The following is a 17,653-nucleotide window of genomic DNA, read 5'->3' on the forward strand; positions in this document are numbered from 1 at the left end:
CAGAAGCAGAAACCGAGGCGCAGCGCGGCGGCCTGCCCAAGGGGTCGATCGCCGCGGTCGGCGAACGGCTCGGCCAACGCGTCGCTCAGGTGAGCGAGGCCGCAGGCGACAAGGTCGCGCACGTCGGCGAGGTCGCTGCCGCGCGCATCGCTCAGGTCGGCGGAGCGGCGGCTGAGCGGGTCGCCCATGTCGGCGAGGCCGCAGGGCAGCGGGTCATCCTCGCGGGTGAAGCCGCGGAGGGGACGGCGGTTGACGCCCAGACCCGCGCCGCGCAGGCCAAGGAGCGCATCACCCGGCAAGCCGGCGAACTGGCCAGGCGAATCCGGCATTCCACTCCGCCTCCGGTGCGCGAGAAGGGGAGCCGCGCCGTCGACGTCGTCAAGAAGCACCCACGCGAAACGGCCGTCGGTTCGGCGATCATCGGCCTGGTAGCGGTGATCCGCCGCCGTGGAAAGCGTTCTGGCAGCGGCGAGTGATCGCGCGGTACGCACAGGCCGACGGCCCCTGCGAACGCTGAACCTCAGCTCCTTTCATCAACCGCGCTCGATCCCGGTCCAGGTGAACGATCCTGGTGGCCGCGGCGTTTCGAATATGACGCGCCGGGCATCCGGAAGACCTGGTCAGCCGACGGCGATCCGAGCGATCGCGGAGCAAGGGGCGAGCGGGTGAGTGAGATCGGGCGCAACAGCAGGGGCCGCACGGCGGCCGCCGTGGACGAGTATCTTCGCGCACTCGGCCGGGCGGCGCGGGACCAGGCTGTCGCAGAGGCCGAGCAGGAGGTCTGCCGAGTCTGGAGCGAGGAGCTCGCCCGGGTCCAGCACGTGACAGAGCTCGGAGTCGCCTCCGCCCATGCGGCCGTTCAGGCGGCGCAGATCCTGGTGCGCGAGGAACAGCGCATCGGCGATCTCGAGGGCCTGGCGCGGGCGCAACAGCAGTTGGAGCGCGCCAAGGATCAGGAGCGGCGCAGCGCAGAGGCGGCGCGCGTGCTGCTCGACGTGGTGGCGGAGGAGCAGGAACTGCTCGCCGTCGCCGCCGAGGAGCGCGAGACGGTGGCGTTGGCCAACCGCATCTGGCTCTCCTCGGCCGGACGCGCCGTGTGCGCCGCGGAGGCGGACGAGGGGGTCGATTCCGGCATGCGGCTCGACGCCTCCGACTTCGACGACCACTGATATTCCGGCAACCCGCCCCGCCGCGGCCGCAAGCCGCTCGACCAGCCCCTCGACGACAAGCCTTCGACGCGACCGACACGAAGCGGCCGAGCCTTTCACCCGATCGGCTCGGCCGCTTCGTGTCGGTCGCCCTTTGTCGTCTCGCGATAGCCCGCCGCTGCCGCCTCAGCGGCGGCGCGGCTCCCGGCCCGGCGGCTGCTTGGGCGCGGGATGGGCCACCGGCTCCGGAATCGGTGCGCTGACCGAGTCCCCGGCCCGGACGGTCAGCTTGGTGCCGTGGTGGCGCAGTTCCAGGCGGACGCCGTCGGTCCGCGCATCCGAAGAAGCCTGCGACTGCCCGTCCGCTCCGTCGCCCGCCGCCGGCTCGGGCCGCGGCGAGAGTTCGGGCACCGAGTCCGCCGCCGCCTGCGGCCCGAAGGTCGGTTGCGCGGCGAGCGTGTACGTGGCCTGATCCTTGCGGACCTCTACCGTCAGCACCCTGCCGTCCAGCAGCAGCCGGAAGGTCATCCGGTCCCAGCCCGCGGGCAGGCGCGGCGCGAAGAACAGGCCGTCCTCCCGGTGACGCATCCCGCCGAATCCGGCTACCAGCGCGATCCAGCTGCCCGCGAGCGCGGCCAGGTGCAGGCCGTCCGCGGTGTTCTTCTCCAGGTTGTCGATGTCCATCAGCGCGGCCTCGCCGAGGTAGTCGTAGGCCAGCCGCAGATGTCCGACCTCGGCCGCGATCACCGCCTGGCTGCACGCGGACAGGGACGAGTCGCGCACCGTCAGCGGTTCGCAGTACTCGAAGTCCCTGGCCTTGTCCCGGTGGTCGAAGGCGTCACCGCGCAGGTGCAGCGCAAGCACCAGATCCGCCTGCTTGATCACCTGCTTGCGGTAGAGCTGGAAGTAGGGGAAGTGCAGCAGCAGCGGGTACTGGTCCGGCTTCGTGCTCTCGAAGTCCCAGAACTCGTGCTCGGTGAAGCCCTCCGCCTGCGGATGCACCCCGCGCGTCTCGTCGTAGGGCACGAACATGCCCTTGGCCGCGGCGCGCCAGTGGTCCACCTCGTCCGGGGTCACGTCGAACTGGTGCGCCCAGTCGGGATCGCGTTGCACGGCGTCCGCGGCGGCGGCGAGATTCTGCTGCGCCATCAGGTTCGTGTAGACGTTGTTGTCGGCCAGCGCGCTGTACTCGTCGGGACCGGTGACGCCCTCGATGCGGAACTGCCCCGCGCCGTCGAAGTGCCCGAGCGAGCACCACAACCGCGCCGTCTCCACCAGCAGTTCCAGCCCGGTCTCGCGCTCGAAACCCTGGTCGTGTGTGGCCAGCTGGTATCGCAGCACGGCGTCGGCGATGTCCGCGTTGATGTGGAAGGCGGCGGTGCCGGCCGGCCAGTAACCGGAGCATTCCTGCCCTGAGATGGTGCGCCACGGGAAGGCCGCGCCGCTCAGGCCGAGCTGCGTCGCCCGCTCACGCGCCACCGGCAGCGTGCTCTGCCGCCAGCGCAGCGCGTTTGCGACCGCAGAAGGGGCCGTGTACGTGAGCACTTGGAGCACGAAGGTCTCGGTATCCCAGAAGGCGTGCCCGTCATAGCCGCTGCCGGTCAGCCCCTTGGCCGGGATCGCCCGCTGCTCCGCCCGCACGCCCGCCTGGTAAAGGTGGAACAGCGCGAATCGGACCGCCTGCTGGATCTCCGGATCGCCCTCGATCTCCACGTCAGCGCAGGACCAGAACGAGTCGAGGCAGGCGCGCTGCTCCTTGAGCAGCCCCTCCCAGCCGGTTTGCCGCACCGCGCTGAGCGCCGCGTCGACCTGGTCGCGCACGGCGGGCAGCGACCGGGTGGCCGACCAGCCGTAGGCGACGAACTTGATCAGCTTCAGCGTCTGGCCCGGCTGCAGCAGCGCCCCGACCGTGTACCGGCCGAGGTCCGCCTCGCTGACCGCCCGGCTGCGGGTGCTCTCCGGCCCATCGACGATGTGGCCCATCGCCGCCCCGACACGCAGCTTGCTGCGACGCACCGTGTGCACCATGGTGATCTGCTCGTCGCCGAACTCCTCGTGCAGATCCGCCTGCAGCGGCGAGGAGAGCGCCGCGGCGGCGCGCGGATCGGCGGCGGCCGGCGGCAGTTCCTCGTTGGCGATCAGCTCCGACTGCACCACCACCCGGGCCGGGCCGTCCACCGCCTCGACCTCGAAGCAGACCGCTGCGATCGAACGCTGCGTCAGCGACACCAGCCGCGTCGAGCGGACCCGCACCGTGCGCCCGGCCGGGGACTCCCACTCGGCTTCGCGGCGCAGCACGCCCGCGCGCAGGTCGAGCGCGCGCTCGTGCGAGTGCAGCTTCCCGTACCGCACATCGAACGGCTCGTCGTCCACGAGCAGCCGGATGAGCTTGCCGTTGGTGATGTTGATCAGGGTCTCGCCCGAGTCCGGGTAGCCGTAGCCCGCCTCGGCATAGGGGAGGGGGCGCAGCTCGTACACGCCGTTGAGATACGCGCCGGGAAGCCCGTGCGGCTCGCCCTCGTCCAGATTCCCGCGCCAGCCGATATGCCCGTTCGACAAGGCGAACAGCGACTCGGAATGCGGCAGCAGGTCAAGGTCGAGCTTCGACTCGCGCAAGCACCACGGCTCGGTCTGGAAGACAGGATGCTCGATCACCGGGTCGCCGCCAGCAGCTGGTCGAGGTCGGTGACCACGACGTCGGCGCCGTGCGCGAACAGCTCCTCGCGCTGCCCGAGCCGGTCCACGCCGATCACCTTGCCGAAGTTGCCGGCCCGGCCGGCCTGCACTCCCGCCTGCGCGTCGTCGAACACCGCGGCCTGCGCGGCCTCGACCCCGAGCGCCCGCGCGGCGGCGAGGTAGCTGTCCGGGGCGGGCTTGCCGAGCAGGTTGTGCTCGCGCAGGTCGTTGCCGTCGAAGGTGGCGTCGAAGAGGTCTGCCATATTCGCGGCCTCCAACACCGCGTCGCAGTTCGCGCTCGACGTGACCACGCCGGTACGCAGACCGGCAGCGCGCACGGCCTGTACGTAACGTACCGAGCCTTCGTACCGCTCGACACCCTGCGTACGCAGCAGCTCATTGAACGCTTCGTTCTTCGCGTTGCCGACGCCCTGCACGGTCTCAGCGGTCGGCGGGTCATCCGGCTTGCCCTCAGGCAGGTCGATGCCGCGCGACATGAGGAACGAGCGCACCCCGTCAGCCCTCGGCTTACCGTCTACGTACTGCTCGTAGTCCTTCACGTCGTCGAACGGCTCGAACGGACGCGAGTCGCGCGCACTGAGCGCGCGTAGCAGCGCGTCGAAGGTCTGCTTCCAGGCCGAGGCGTGCACGGTCGCCGTCTTGGTCAGCACGCCGTCCATATCGAACAGGCAGACCCGGATCGAGTGATCGAGGCCGATTCCGGAGGCGTCCGGCTGGGCGGTCTGCGCCGACGGGTCGGCGCTCCTCGACGAACCGGCGGCATCGGATGTGGTCACGGTGGAGGCTCCTTCGTGTCCTTCGGGCCGGGCGCGGTAAAACGTCGCCGGCGGCGCTGTGGCTCACCGGCACCGCCCTTTTGTTGCAGCCTATTTCCGGACGCTCGCGGCGGCCGCCTGGCGCGGGTTCGCGTTCGCCCGCATCCGCTCACGCTCAGTCGTGCCGCCCCAGATGCCGTACAGCTCCCCGGTCTGCAGCGCGTACGCCCGGCACACGGCACGCACCGGGCAGTGCGCGCAGATCGCCTTCGCCGCGGTCTCCCGGAACCGGCGCTGGTGGTTGCTCTCGTGGTCGGGAGCGAAGAACAGCGACGGATTCGCGGTCCGGCACGCGCCGCGCTCCTGCCAGTCGTCGTCCGGCATGGGGTACGGGACCGGTGCCTTGCGAGGGCGGGCGGCGCGCGTGGCGGGGCGGGCGGTCGCCTCAGGCGGCGCCGCGACGGCCGACGCTGAAAGGCGGATGCGCTCGGGGGCTTGGACCGGGGGCATGGCGTGCTCCTTCCCAGGAGTGCGAACGAGGCGGGACCCTCGCCGAACTCTCCGTTTCGCGCGGTCGCAAACCGCCGATGTCGTGCAGTGAATGCCACGATTCGGTACCAGTCACCGGTTCACGGCGCCGGGAACCGTCGTCCGGCGCGATTCGGGGGCCGCGAAGAGGTTTGCCCGTGCGAATAGCGGTTAGCAGGAGCGGACGCTCGACTGAGTAAGGGTGAGACGTGTGCCAATAAGCGGCCGCACCGAAGCGGTAACCGACCGACCGGACCAGTCAGTCGACCGGCCAACCTACGCGTCGGCCGGCCGGCAGTATGGTGGACACCGGGGGTCCATGTCGTACGACCACGAATACAAGGGGATTGCACCAATGGACCGCTTTGGCGTCAGTGTCGGGGACTCGGGCCAGGGCCGGTACGTGGTGACCGTGCGCGGCGAGCTCGACCTGGCCACCGCGGACCGGCTGTGGGCCGAACTCGAGCCGCTGCTGGCGCCGGAGACGGTCGTGGTGCTCGACGGGACCGAGATCAGCTTCCTCGACTCCAGCGGCCTGCGGGTGCTGCTGCAGGCCGGCAACCGGGCCACCTCCGGCGGCGCCGCGTTCCGGCTCGTCGCACCCCAGCAGGCGGTGCAGCGGGTGCTCGACCTGGCCGGCACCGGCGATCACCTGCAGACCCGCGACACGGTCGACGAGGCCCTGGCAGGCTGAGTCCAGGGCCGCCGCGCCGGACCGCCGGCGCGCGAGCCCCACGCGGACCGCCATCGAGATCCGCGAACGTCCACTTTCCGCAACACACCGATTCGACTGCGGGCAATTCGGAGGGAAGCAGAGCGATGCACGAGGACAACCCGGCCGGACCCGATTCGCTGCCCGGTCCGCGAACCGTGGTGCTGTCGATCCCGGCCGACCGGGAGCAGGTGGTGCTGGTCCGGTCGGTGGCCGGGCACATCGCGGCCAGGCTCGGGCTGTCCGTGGCCGAGCTGACCGACCTGCGGCTCGCGGTGGACGAGGCCTGCGGGCTGTTCCTGCTCGTCCCGGGCTTCGGCCTGGCCGGCGAGCTGCTCGAGTGCCGCTTCGAGGAGCAGCCGGGATCGCTCTCAGTGACCGTGAGCGCCCCGGCCGAGTCGTCGATCGAGCCGGACGTCGACGACATCGGCTGGATCATGCTCAGCGCGCTGGTGGACGAGCTGACCTGGAAGTCGGAGGGCAGCGTCGCCCGGCTCACCCTGGTCAAGCACCTGTCGGTGCGAGGCAGCTGATGGGCCGGGCGGAAACGGTGAATGTCGAGGATAAGCAGCCAGGGGCCGACCCGGCGGCGCGCGGCTCCGGGCGGCCGAAAGCGCGGCCGTCCGGCTCAGGCGCGGCCAGACCGGACGTCGGCGCTGTGAGCGACGGACTCGTTAACGACGGCCCGGTGAACGGCGACGCCGTGATTGACGCCGTGCCGGACGCGATAGAGGCGACGGCCGAAGCGAACGAATCATCGGGCGACGCGGGCGCGAACACTTCGCCTCCCGGCAACGCCCCCGTCTCCCCGCACGCCGAGCGGCGCGCCGAGACGATGCGCATATTCCACCGGATGCGCAAGCTGCCGCCGGGCGATCCGGAGCGGGAGCGGCTGCGCGCCGAAGTGATTGAAGACCACATGGCCTACGCCCGTCGGATAGCCGCGCGCTACGGCGGACACGGCGAGGTCGTCGAGGACTTCGTGCAGGTCGCCTATCTCGGTCTGGTCAAGGCGGTGGACAACTTCGACCCCGACCACGGGACCGGCTTCCTCGGCTATGCCACGCCGATGATCATGGGCGAGATCAAGCGGTACTTCCGGGACGCCACCTGGGACGTGCACGTGCCGCGCCGCATGCAGGAGCTCTCCAGCGCGCTGCGCAAGGCCACCGAGGCGCTCACCCAGGAACTCGGACGCTCGCCGAGCGTCGCCGAGCTGGCCGAGAAGGTCAAGGCGACCCCGGAAGAAGTGATCGAGGCGATGGACGCGGCCTCGGCGTACACCACGGCCTCGCTGGACCGGCCGGTGCGCGTCGACGCCGCCGAGGGCGCCAGCCTGGCCGAGTTCGTCGGCGGCGAGGACCCGCGCTTCGAGGCGGTGGTCAACCGCGAGGTGCTCAAGCCGCTGCTGGCCAAGCTAGGCGAGCGGGACAAGCGGATCTTGATGATGCGCTTCTTCCGCGGCATGACGCAGTCGCAGATCGGTGAGGAGCTGCACGTCTCCCAGATGCAGGTTTCCCGCCTGCTCACCCGGATCCTCGAAGACCTGCGAGCGGGCTTCGAGTAGGCCGGGGCCCGCGCTTAAGGCCGGTTCGCGCCGATACGGACGGCGCGACCGGCCTGGCGCGCTTTCGCGCGGGCTCAGCTCGCAGCAAGGGCCGGGGGCGGCCGCGCCGCCCCCACCGGCTCCGCCGCGCGGCCGTTATGCGGACGCTGATATAACCGTTCCGGACGCGCCACCAAGCCGCCCCCGGAAACTCCGGGCGGACTGGAGCGCGCGCGCTGCCCGAGCAGACGTTCGTCCTGCATAATGCAACGGATCGGCACCCACTATCAGCCCTGGAAGGGGAGGGGAGATGGCTCAATCGGGCGACGCGCAGCGTGACGCGTCCGCCGCGAGCACGCCCCCTGACCGCGACCGCGCGGCCGAGCCGCAGCCCGGCCCGCAGGCGCAGCGCGCCGGGCTGATTCCGCCCGTCGAGGTGCTCGCCCGGGTCATCGAGGAGCAGCGGCACGCCGAGGCCGCGCTCCAAGCCAGGTTCCTCGAACACGGGCTGATCGACCAGGCGATCGGGGTGCTGGTCGCGCGGCTGGAGTGCGATCCGAAAGAAGCCTTCGACCAGCTGCTCGAGATCGAACGGCGGTCCGGGCGGGACCTGCTCGAGGTGGCCGGGGAGCTGGTCGGCCAGCAGACCCAGGCGCGCACCCGGGCGCCGATCGAGGAGGCCGTCCCGGTCTACGGCCCCGGCATCGCCAGGCTTCAGCGCAGCCGGGACGGTGACGAGCTGGCCAGGCTGTTGCTTGGCGACACCCTGGCCTGGTCCGGCGCCGTGGCGGCGGCGATCGCGCTGCTGGAGCCGGACGGCGCGTTGGAACTGATCGGCTCCGCGGGTCTGCCGCTGCGCGTGGTCAGCCAGTGGCGGCGCATCCCGCCGCAGATGAACTGCCTGCTCAACGCCTGCATCCGGGAACAGACCGCCACCTGGGCCGACACCGTCGTCACGATCGGACAGCAGGAAGGGTTTCGCGCGCCATACGTGCTCGGACCGGCCGGCGGCGGCGGATCCGCGCCGAATCCGCTGCATGTGGCTGTCCCGTTGCGCATCGGCCGTGGGCTCATCGGCGCGGTCGAGGTGGGCTGGCCGCCGAACACCGCGTTCACCACCGACGTGCGCAGTGAGATCGTCGCGCTGATCGAGTCCGCCGCGCAGGCGGTGGTGCGGGCGCGCCGGCTCGCCACCGAGCCCACGGAGCGGCGCGCGGCCCTGGAGGACGCGGTCGCGCTCGACCAGCTGCGCGAGATCGTCGACGCGACGTGGGAGCCCGTGCTGCTCGTCGCGCCCACGCCGATGGAGTCCGGGCGTGACTCCGGCAGCGGCGGAACCCGGGGAGAGCGGGGCGAGCCCGAAGAGCCGGGCAAGAGTGAGGCCGGTTCGATAGGCGGACTGCGGGTCATCGCGCTCAACCGGGCCGCCCGCGAACTGATCACCGGCGGAGTGGCGGCCCCGGACCCGGTCGGCCGCAGGCTCACCGAGTCGCTGCCGTGGATCGCCACCTCCGGCGCCTTCGACGCCTTGCGCGAGGTGCTGATCACCGGGACGCCGTTCCACGACCCCGCGCACACTTACCTCGGGCCGGGGGAGAACGGAGACCGAAGCCGTACCATCTCGATCAGTGCCACCCGGCTGGCCGAATCGCTGCTCTACATTGCGCTGCGCCCGGCCGGTGAGCAGCGCGGCGACGAGGAGGCCGTGGCGGCGCGGCTGCGCCGGATGGCCGAGACCGGTTCCTGGGAGTGGGACGCGGCGACCCGGGAGGTGCACTGGTCGCCCGAGGCGCTGATGGCCTTCGGCTCGCGCACCCCGCCCGGACCGATTCCGGAGGACCGGCCGCCCTACACCGTGCATCCCGACGACCAGCTGGAGCATGACCGGCTCATGCGCACCCTGCTGCGCGGAGGCCGGCAGGCGCAGGGTGAGTTCCGGGTGGTGCGCCCGGACGGCGCGGTCCGGCACGTGCGCATCGCCGGGGAGCCGATCCTCGGCCAGGGCGGCTCGGTCAGCTCGGTCTTCGGCACTGTGCAGGACGTCACCGAGCAGCGCCGGGCGCAGACCGCGCTGGAGATCGCGCACATCCAGCTGGCCGCGCAGCGCAGCCGGGCCGAGTCAGAGCGGCAGCTGGCCACCCTGCTGCAGCAGGTGATCATGCCGGTCGAGCCCGTGCGTGTGCCGCGTTCGGCCGGTCTGGAGATCGCCGCGCGTTACCGGCCGGCCAGTCCGGGCGCCGGCCTCGGCGGAGACTGGTACGGCATTCTGCCGCTGCCGGACAACCGGCTGTTGCTCACCGTCGGCGACATCGCGGGGCACGGATTCGCCGCCGCGACGGCCATGGCGCAGCTCTTCCACGCGCTGCACGGACTCGCGCTCACCGGCGCGGACAGCGAGCAGTTGCTCGGCTGGCTCAACGCGGTGACCTGTTCGCTGCCCAACTTCACGCTCGCGAGCGCCTGCGCCGCCCTCTACGACCCGGCCGACCGGCAGCTGTGTATCGCAAACGCCGGACATCCCAGCCCGGTGCTGGTACGCGGGGGCCGGGCGGCTACCATCCCGCGGCCCGCGGGCACGATGCTCGGCGTGGACCCGAGCAGCCAGTACGAGGAGGTGACCGTCGCGCTGGAAGAAGGAGACATCCTGCTGCTCTACACCGACGGCCTCATCGAGCGGCGGCGGCACAGTCCCGACGAGAACCTGGGGCGTCTGCTTGCCGAGGCTTCGACGGTCGATCCGGACCTCGAGGTGTACGTCGACCGGATCCTGCAACGCATCAAGTCCGACACCGACGACGACACCTGCATCATGGCCGTCCGGTTCACCTGAGTGCTAGCGCGCGGCAGCCCGGCGGCCGCGCGGTCCGCAACCGCTCAGTCGGAGATCATCGAGCGGATCAGGGCGAGCAGCACGTCCACTTCGACCGGCTTGGGCACGTGCGCGTTCGCACCGGCGGCGAGGCTGCGCTCCCGGTCCCCACTCATCGCCTTGGCGGTCACCGCGATGATCGGGAGGTCGGCGAACTGCTCGAGGCTGCGGATGTACTCGGTGGCCGCGTAGCCGTCCATGCCCGGCATCATGACGTCCATCAGGACGAGCTTGATATCCGGGTTCTGCAACAGCGTCTCGATGCCCTGCCGGCCGTTGTCGGCGTGCACGACGGAGAGGCCGTGCAGTTCCAGCGCGCTGGCCAGCGCGAAGACGTTGCGCACGTCGTCGTCGACGACCAGCACCTTCTCGCCGTTGAACCGGATCCCGGACTGCGGGGGCTCGGTGGCCAGCGTCATCTCGGCCGTCGGGTTGGGCAGCGCGGTGAGCAGGTGCAGCGTCAGGCGTTCGACGGCCTGCGCGCGCGAACCGACGATTTCGAGCCCGCGGACGCTGCCGAGCGCGGCCAGGCGCGCCGTCGTCCCGCTGCCCGCGCCGGCCTCGTAAGCCAGTACCGGGACGGTCGGGTCGAGGCGGGCCACCGTCGCGAGCAGCGTCTGCACCTCGGCGGGCGGCATGCTGAGGTTCACCACCACGCTGACAACCTCTTGGCTGGTCAGCGCCCGCTCGATCTCACGCGGGGTGACTTCCGGCATGGTGAGCAGGTCGACGCGGCCGCGCATGCTGCCCAGGCCGTCGATCGCGGTGCGCGCCGCGTGTTGCATCGCCCGCGCCGCCTGGGGCTCCACGATGAGGACGACTGCGGTCGGCTGCGGCGTCTCGACGCCAAGCGAGAGAAGGTCGGTCTGATCGTCGGACGCGGCGGCCTCGGCGAGGTCGGCCTGGCCGGACGCGTCCGCGGCGCCGTCGGCCCCCCTCTCGGCCGGACCGCCGTTGCGCGCGGCGGCGGCCTTCTTGGCGCCCGAGCCCCCTGTCGCGGTACCGCTCTGCCCGGACGAGCGGGTTCGGCCGGGAGTCTGCGCCTTCTCGCGGGCCGAAGTAGCCGACTCGATCGGCACGGTGAGCGTGAAGGTGCTGCCTTGGCCCGGCGTGCTGCTCACACGCAGTTCGCCGCCGAGCAGCCGGGTCAGCTCGCGGCTGATCGACAGGCCGAGTCCTGAGCCGCCGAAGCGTCGCCCGGTCACGCTGTCGCCGTGCTGGAACGCCTCGAAGATGGCCTCGTGCCGGTCCGGCGCGATGCCGATCCCGGTGTCGTGCACCGCGAACCGCAGCAGCGCCGGGTCCACCGCGTCGCGGGTGACCTCCAGGGTGATCGTGCCGCGCTCGGTGAACTTCACCGCGTTGGACAGCAGGTTGCGCAGGATCTGCTGGAGCCGCTGCTCGTCGGAGTCGATGCTCTCCGGCGCGTCCCGGGCTACCTGCACGATCAGTTCGAGGCCCTTCTCCGCGGCCTGCGGCCTGGCTTCCGCCTCCGCGCGGGTGACCAGGGCGTCGACGGAGATGCGGTCGGTGTGCACGGCCATCCGGCCGCTCTCGACGTTGGCCAGGTCGAACAGGTCGTTGATCAGCTGGAGCAGGTCCTGGGCCGCGCCGTGGATGGTGCGGGCGAAGTCCACCTGGCGCGGGGTCAGATTGCCTTCGGTGTTGCTGGCGAGCAGCTGGGCCAGGATCAGCAGGCTGCTGAGCGGGGTGCGCAGCTCGTGCGAGATGTTGGCCATGAACTCGGCCTTGGCCCGCGAGGCGACCGCCAGCTGCCGGGCTTGCTCGTTGAGCTCGAGCCTGGCCTGCTCGATCTGTGCGAGCTGCCTCGCCGCGGTGGTGGCTGCGGCAGCAGTGGTGGCCGCGGCGGCGGTGCCGGTGCCGGTCGCGGTCGCGACGGCGGCGGGCGTGGTCGGTCCGGCCGACGCGGGGCCGGGGGAAGCAGAGCCGGGCGAGGCAGAGCCGGGCGAGGCGGACCCTGACGCGGAGGCGGCGCCGGTCGCGGCGACCGCGGTAGCGGAGGCCGACTCGGTCAGCCGGCGCAGGGCCGCGGCGCCGGAAAGCCCGGCGATCTGGTCGGCCAGCGCTTGATTGTGCTCGGCCAGCTGGTTGAACAGCTGGCCGAGTTCGGCCAGCTCGTCGTCGCCGGTGACCGTGGCGCGCGCGCCCAGGTCACCGTCCCGTACCGCCCGCATCGCGGCGAGAAGCCGCGCCAACCGCGGGTCGGGCACCACTGCCAAGGCGGACCTCCAGGGGAACCCCGGCGTGCCGGGACAGCGATCCCAGTGTTCTGAGATAGAGCCGCGCGGGTGGTTCCCGGCCGCGACGTCCTGATCGCACTATATCCGCCGGAACGGCCCGCTCGGCCATCGAGCGAGCGGTCAGTCCATACCTTTAACGCGCGGCAACCGTATCGTTGCCGCGCGCGGTGATCGAAGGCCGGGAGATTACGCGGGGTGAACACCAGTTTCACGCAACGGCCCGATGCGCAGCGTATTGCCGTCCGAGTCGATCACCGCGAACAGGCTCGTCCCGTACGCGGCGGTGTCCGGCAGATCGAGGCAGTTCACGCCGTCGTCGCTCCATGCCACCCGCAGCGCGGCCGGATCCGGGACGCGCAGATAGCAGCCCGAGCCGTTGCGTAGCGGGTCGAGCGCCGGCTCCAGGTAGAGGTGCAGTTCGACCGGCCCGAGGGCGAGGCGCAGATAGTCGGCGGCGCGGCCGAGCACCGTGAAACCGAGGTAGCGGTAGCAGGCGAGGGCCCGATCGAGGTCACCGCTCGGCAGGATCGGCACCGCCTGGCCGCCACGCAGCGTTCCGGCACTGTCGGAATCGGCAGCGTCGCAGTCGGCGGGGCTGGAATCGGCAGGCCCGACCGCGACGGCGCGCACGGACACCGCCGCGGTCGTGGAGCCGGCGCCGCCGGACGGGGAATCGGCGGCGAGCGGCCGAGGGGTCGGCATAGCGTCAGTGAAACTCAGGAACGCCGCCGTGTGCGCCGCGTTCGCGGCATTCATACGCCGCGGCTGCGATTACTCGCACAATTCAAACGCCCGCCGCTCTTGCCGGCCGCCGCTGATCGGTCCCGCCGGTCGGCGCTGGGCCGGATCAGCGGTCAGATTAGCGGCCGGATCAGTCGGAGGCCGAGGCGCGAAGCTCGTAGATCGGGTTGTAGATCGCGCGGTTGCCGCGCAGCGTGGTGATCCGGCCGCGCAGCTTGATCGTGCGGCCGGGGCTGATGCCGGGGATGTGCCGGCGCCCGAGCCAGATCACGTTCACCGTGCCGGTGCCGTCCCACAGCTCGGCCTCCAGCGCGGGCACGCCGGCGTGCGGCCGGAAGGTGACCGTGCGCAGCGTGCCGACAAGGCACACCTGCTCGCGGTCCTGGCACCGGCCGATCGGCATCGCCTCGGAGGCCTGGATCTCCGCCTGGAGCTCGTCGGCCTGCAACTCGTCGGGATCCGCCGCCAGCCGGGAGAACAGCCGCCGCAGCTTCGAGCCCTGGCCGCGCGGCGGACGCCCGCCGCCGGCGTCGGCCTCGGGGCGCTGTGCATCGCTGCTGCGGCCGGTTGATGCGGCCGGGTCCGTATCTGTGCCGTCGAGCGCTCGCATCCTCGCGGGCTCCTTCCTGGAACTGGTCCTGGCGGCGGGGCGAATGTTCGGTTGTGCTCTGGTGGCGGCGGCGCTGGGGGCTCAGCCGCTCTTCGACGGGGTCTTGGTGGCGGGCGTCTGGTTCAGCATCTGCTGCTTCACTCTTTCCTGCCTGCTGACGGCCGAACGCAGCTGGTAGGGCACGCTGGCCACCACCACTCGGCGCTGAAAGAGCAGCCGGCCCTTCAGCCGCAGCGCTGACTGGTTGTGCAGCAGCTGCTCCCACCAGTGTCCGAGTACGTACTCGGGGATGTAAACGGTCACGATATCGTTCGGGTTCTCGGTTCGCAGGCGCTTGACGTAGTCGACGATCGGCCGGGTGATCTCTCGATACGGCGAGGCGATCACTGTCAACGGGATCGGGATGTCCCTTTGTTCCCAATCGCGGCGCAGCGCCTCGGTCTCGGCGCTGTCCAGGTCGACGGTCACCGCCTCAAGCCGGCTCGGCCGCGCGGCCCGCGCGTAGCCGATGGCCCGCAGCGTCGGCAGGTGCAGCTTGGAGACCAGCACGATCGCGTAGTTGTTGCTCGGCATGGTGACCTTGTAGTCCGGCGGCGGGGTCAGCTCTACCGACACCGAGTAGTAGTGCCGCTGAATGCCCCGCATCAGCAGCCAGATCAGCGGCATGGCCACCACCACGATCCAGGCGCCGGCCATGAACTTGGTGGCCAGCACGATCGCTAGGACGATCGCGGTGATCCCCGCGCCGACCGCGTTGATCGTGCGGGAGCGCAGCATCCGGTTGCGCGCCGCGCGGTCGTTCTCGGTGGCCAGCAGGCGGTTCCAGTGCCGGATCATGCCGGTCTGGCTGCACACGAAGGAGACGAACACGCCCACGATGTACAGCTGGATCAGCCGGGTCGGCGAGGCCTTGAACACGACGACCAGCGTGATCGCGAAGCCGGAGAGCAGCAGGATGCCGTTCGAGAAGGCGAGCCGGTCACCGCGGGTGTGCAGCTGGCGGGGCAGGTAGCCGTCGCGGGAGAGGATCGAGGCCAGCACCGGGAAGCCGTTGAACGCGGTGTTCGCGGCCAGCACCAGGATCAGCGCGGTGACGAACTGCAGGATGTAAAACAGCGGCGAAGCGCCGCCGAAGACGGAGCGGCCGACCTGGGCGATGACGGTTCGCGGCGTTTCCCCGGACGGCAGGCCGATCAGGTTCGCGGCGTCGGCGGCGTGCACATGCGCGGCCAGCGCGAGCGCGGTCACGCCGGCGAACATGCTGACCGCGATCCCGCCGAGCAGCGCCAGCGTCGTCGCGGCGTTCTTGCTCTTCGGCGGCTTGAACGAGGGCACGCCGTTGCTGATCGCCTCGACACCGGTCAGCGCGGTACAGCCGGACGCGAAGGCGCGCAGCAGGAGGAAGGCGAGCGCCAGACCGCCGTAGCTGCCCGCTGCTTTGATCTGGTAGTGGGCGCTCTCCGACTCAAGTGGGTGACCGGTGGCGATCCGCAGCACGCCCCAGATGATCATGATGCCGACCGCCGCGACGAAGCAATAGGTCGGAATCGCGAACGCGGTGCCGGATTCGCGCACCCCGCGCAGGTTGATCAGTGTGATCACCGCGATGACCAGGACCGAGATGAGCACCGCGTGCGCGTTGAGCGCGGGGATGGCCGAGGCGAGGTTCGCCACGCCGGCGGCGGTGGAGACGGCGACGGTGAGGGTGTAGTCCACCATCAGCGCGCTGGCCACGGTCAGTCCGACCTTCGGCCCGAGGTTGGTGGTGGCCACCTCGTAGTCGCCGCCGCCGGAGGGGTAAGCGTGCACGTTCTGCCGGTACGAGGCCACGACCACGAGCATCAGGAAGCCGACCGCGGCCGCGATGTACCAGGTGTAGTGGAAGAAGGCGAGGCCGCCGGCCGACAGCACCACCAGAATTTCCTCAGTCGCGTAGGCGACGGAGGAGAGGGCGTCGGAGGCGAAGACCGGCAGCGCGATCTTCTTCGGCAGCGTCGCCTCGCCGAGCATCTCGCTGCGCATCGGTTGGCCGACCAGGACGCGCTTGGTCATCCCCATGAGTGAAGGCACGCCGGGCATCGTAAGCCCGCGATCGTGTTGACCGCGAGGCGCCTCACGGCATCATCGAGTCAGGGGATTTGGTAGTACGGCGACGCGGTGACGTAGATCGGCGGCTGATTGTCGTCGGGCTGCACTGTGAAGATCTCCTGCGTGTACCCGGGCGCGTAGACGGTGATCGTGATGACCTGGCCATTTTGCATCTGCCCGCCAACGCTCGGGGACGCGCTCGGTGTGCCGTAGTTCGGCTGCGGCGGCGGCGCGATGATGGTGAATCCGGGTACCGCGCCGCCACTCGCGGTCAGGTTGAATCGGCCGACGTAGTTGTACGCCACGAAAGAAGGTGGGTCGGCGATGAGCACTCCGGGCGGCGGGGGAGGCGGGCTCGGGGACGGTGACCGGCTCGGCGATCGCGATGGGCGCGCCGAGGTCCGCACGACGATGATCGACGGGCTCTGTGACGGCGACTGGCTCGCGGACGCGCTCGGACTTTGGCTCGGGCTCGCGCTTGGGGACGCCGGGCTGGTCGATATCTCGACGAGCAGTGAGGACCCGCCGCCGGTGTCCACGACCGCGATCACCGAAGGGCTGTGCGTGGGAATGGCAGCCGCTGTATTGCCGGGGGAGAGATAGCGCATCGTCGTGTAGCCGCCTATCCCGAGCAGCAGCACGAGCAGGATCGCGGCTGCGACGAGCGTCTTGCGGCGTGCGGCGGCCAGCGGTTTGCGGCGCCGGTCCAGCGGCACCGGGAAGCCGTCGCGGTTGAACGGCTCGGCTCGTTTGGCGACGCGGGCGCAGTATTCGACCAGGTTCGCCGCTGCCGCTCCGCCGAGAGCGCCGTTCGCGAGGCCGCCGAGGTTTTCGAGACCGCCGGCTCCTGAGCCGCCGGCGGTCCCGGAGCTTGTACCGGAGTTCCCTGAGTTCGAGCCGGCGTTTCCTGCGCCCGAGCCGGAGCCCGGCAGCACGTCTCCGACCAAGTGCATGACGTTCGCGCGCAGGCCCGGCGGCAGCAGCAGGAGCGGCATCGCGCCGAGCAGCATCTCGGGCCGCAGCTCGTGCCGCTTGCGTTCGCCGCAGATCTCGCACTGCTCGATGTGCCGGTTGATCCGCTTGCGCAGCAGCGCGGTCAGTTCGCCGTCCCAGCCGTCCAGGATCGCGGCCAGTTCCGCGCATTCGGCCCGGCCGGTGCGTGCCACCAGCAGCGCGCCCAGCGACTTCTCCAGCTGCCCGCGCGCCCGCGAGAGCAGGGCGTGCGCGTGGTTGGCCGAGACTCCGAGCGCGGCCGCGAGGTCGGTGCCCTCCAGCTCGTGCCGGACGTTGAGCTCGAAGACCTCGCGCTCGCTCGGGTTGAGGCCCTGGATCGCGGCCCAGATCAGGCCGCGTACGTCTGCCTCGCGCAGTCCCGCCTCGACGTCGACGGCGTCATCGCTCACCTCTGCGGCCTGATCGAGTTCGACCATGCCCTGGCGGCCGCGCAGCCGCCGCAGGCACTCGTTGCGGGCCACCGCGTAGAGCCACGGGCGCAGCCGATCCGGATCCCGCAGCCCGTCGAGTTTCTGCGCCGCGACCACGAACGTGTCCTGCAACGCGTCGGCCGCGTCCTCGGGGTCGCGCAGCATCGAGCGGCAGTACGTGTACAGCGCCGAGGCGTATCTGTCGTAGGCGGCAGCCAGTCCTGCCGGGTCGCCCGCCACGATCGCGGCGACGAGGTCCCGATCCTGCATGCGC

General features: G+C 71.0%; 13 protein-coding genes and 1 pseudogene. 6 read left to right on the forward strand and 8 right to left on the reverse strand.

Going from position 1 to position 17,653, the window contains the following annotated elements; genetic code table 11:
• Together VFA06_RS01415 and VFA06_RS01420 are read left to right on the forward strand one after the other, a co-directional pair.
• Positions 1 to 476, forward strand: a pseudogene (locus VFA06_RS01415) (hypothetical protein); the annotation flags it as partial.
• Between the two features lie 189 nt (positions 477 to 665).
• Entirely contained in the window at positions 666 to 1,169 is a 504-nt protein-coding gene (locus VFA06_RS01420) for a hypothetical protein (RefSeq protein WP_324838494.1), read from the forward strand.
• 165 nt (positions 1,170 to 1,334) lie between these two features.
• On the opposite strand, the gene VFA06_RS01425 is transcribed toward VFA06_RS01420, so the two are convergent.
• From VFA06_RS01425 to VFA06_RS01435, 3 genes are all read right to left on the reverse strand, one after another.
• Complete coding sequence (locus VFA06_RS01425) at positions 1,335 to 3,803, reverse strand: glycoside hydrolase family 65 protein (protein WP_324838495.1); 2,469 nt, start codon at positions 3,801 to 3,803, stop codon at positions 1,335 to 1,337.
• The gene (locus VFA06_RS01430) at positions 3,800 to 4,543 is read right to left on the reverse strand and encodes a beta-phosphoglucomutase family hydrolase (protein ID WP_349260007.1); all 744 of its coding nucleotides are present in this window, start codon (positions 4,541 to 4,543) and stop codon (positions 3,800 to 3,802) included. The genes VFA06_RS01425 and VFA06_RS01430 overlap by 4 nt, the downstream gene beginning before the upstream one ends.
• A gap of 168 nt (positions 4,544 to 4,711) precedes the next feature.
• Entirely contained in the window at positions 4,712 to 5,110 is a 399-nt protein-coding gene (locus tag VFA06_RS01435; RefSeq protein ID WP_324838497.1) for a WhiB family transcriptional regulator, read from the reverse strand.
• A gap of 373 nt (positions 5,111 to 5,483) precedes the next feature.
• On the opposite strand from VFA06_RS01435, the gene VFA06_RS01440 reads away from it, so the two are divergent.
• The 4 genes from VFA06_RS01440 to VFA06_RS01455 all read left to right on the forward strand — a co-directional run bounded on the left by VFA06_RS01440 (position 5,484) and on the right by VFA06_RS01455 (position 10,216).
• Positions 5,484 to 5,822 (forward strand): STAS domain-containing protein, encoded by a 339-nt coding sequence (locus tag VFA06_RS01440; RefSeq protein ID WP_324838498.1) that lies wholly within the window; start codon positions 5,484 to 5,486, stop codon positions 5,820 to 5,822.
• A 125-nt stretch (positions 5,823 to 5,947) separates the two neighbouring features.
• Positions 5,948 to 6,373, forward strand: a complete 426-nt coding sequence (locus tag VFA06_RS01445; protein WP_324838499.1) for an ATP-binding protein — start codon at positions 5,948 to 5,950, stop codon at positions 6,371 to 6,373.
• Positions 6,374 to 6,498: 125 nt separating this feature from the next.
• Complete coding sequence (locus VFA06_RS01450) at positions 6,499 to 7,407, forward strand: SigB/SigF/SigG family RNA polymerase sigma factor (RefSeq protein ID WP_324838500.1); 909 nt, start codon at positions 6,499 to 6,501, stop codon at positions 7,405 to 7,407.
• A 289-nt stretch (positions 7,408 to 7,696) separates the two neighbouring features.
• Entirely contained in the window at positions 7,697 to 10,216 is a 2,520-nt protein-coding gene (locus VFA06_RS01455; protein WP_324838501.1) for a SpoIIE family protein phosphatase, read from the forward strand.
• 44 nt (positions 10,217 to 10,260) lie between these two features.
• Here the strand turns inward: VFA06_RS01455 and VFA06_RS01460 are convergent, their stop codons facing one another.
• The 5 genes from VFA06_RS01460 to VFA06_RS01480 all read right to left on the reverse strand — a co-directional run bounded on the left by VFA06_RS01460 (position 10,261) and on the right by VFA06_RS01480 (position 17,649).
• On the reverse strand, positions 10,261 to 12,489 hold the full coding sequence (locus VFA06_RS01460; RefSeq protein WP_324838547.1) for an ATP-binding protein: 2,229 nt from the start codon (positions 12,487 to 12,489) through the stop codon (positions 10,261 to 10,263).
• A 213-nt stretch (positions 12,490 to 12,702) separates the two neighbouring features.
• Positions 12,703 to 13,218, reverse strand: a complete 516-nt coding sequence (locus VFA06_RS01465; protein ID WP_324838502.1) for a VOC family protein — start codon at positions 13,216 to 13,218, stop codon at positions 12,703 to 12,705.
• 169 nt (positions 13,219 to 13,387) lie between these two features.
• Positions 13,388 to 13,867 carry an OB-fold nucleic acid binding domain-containing protein gene (locus VFA06_RS01470; RefSeq protein WP_324838503.1) on the reverse strand — a complete coding sequence of 160 codons (480 nt, stop codon included), beginning with the start codon at positions 13,865 to 13,867 and terminating at the stop codon, positions 13,388 to 13,390.
• Between the two features lie 81 nt (positions 13,868 to 13,948).
• Positions 13,949 to 15,946, reverse strand: a complete 1,998-nt coding sequence (locus tag VFA06_RS01475; RefSeq protein WP_324838504.1) for an APC family permease — start codon at positions 15,944 to 15,946, stop codon at positions 13,949 to 13,951.
• A 50-nt stretch (positions 15,947 to 15,996) separates the two neighbouring features.
• Entirely contained in the window at positions 15,997 to 17,649 is a 1,653-nt protein-coding gene (locus tag VFA06_RS01480; RefSeq protein WP_324838505.1) for a sigma-70 family RNA polymerase sigma factor, read from the reverse strand.
• Positions 17,650 to 17,653 lie beyond the last annotated feature (4 nt).

Source organism: Actinocrinis sp. (assembly GCF_035653575.1).
GTDB lineage: Bacteria > Actinomycetota > Actinomycetes > Streptomycetales > Catenulisporaceae > Actinocrinis.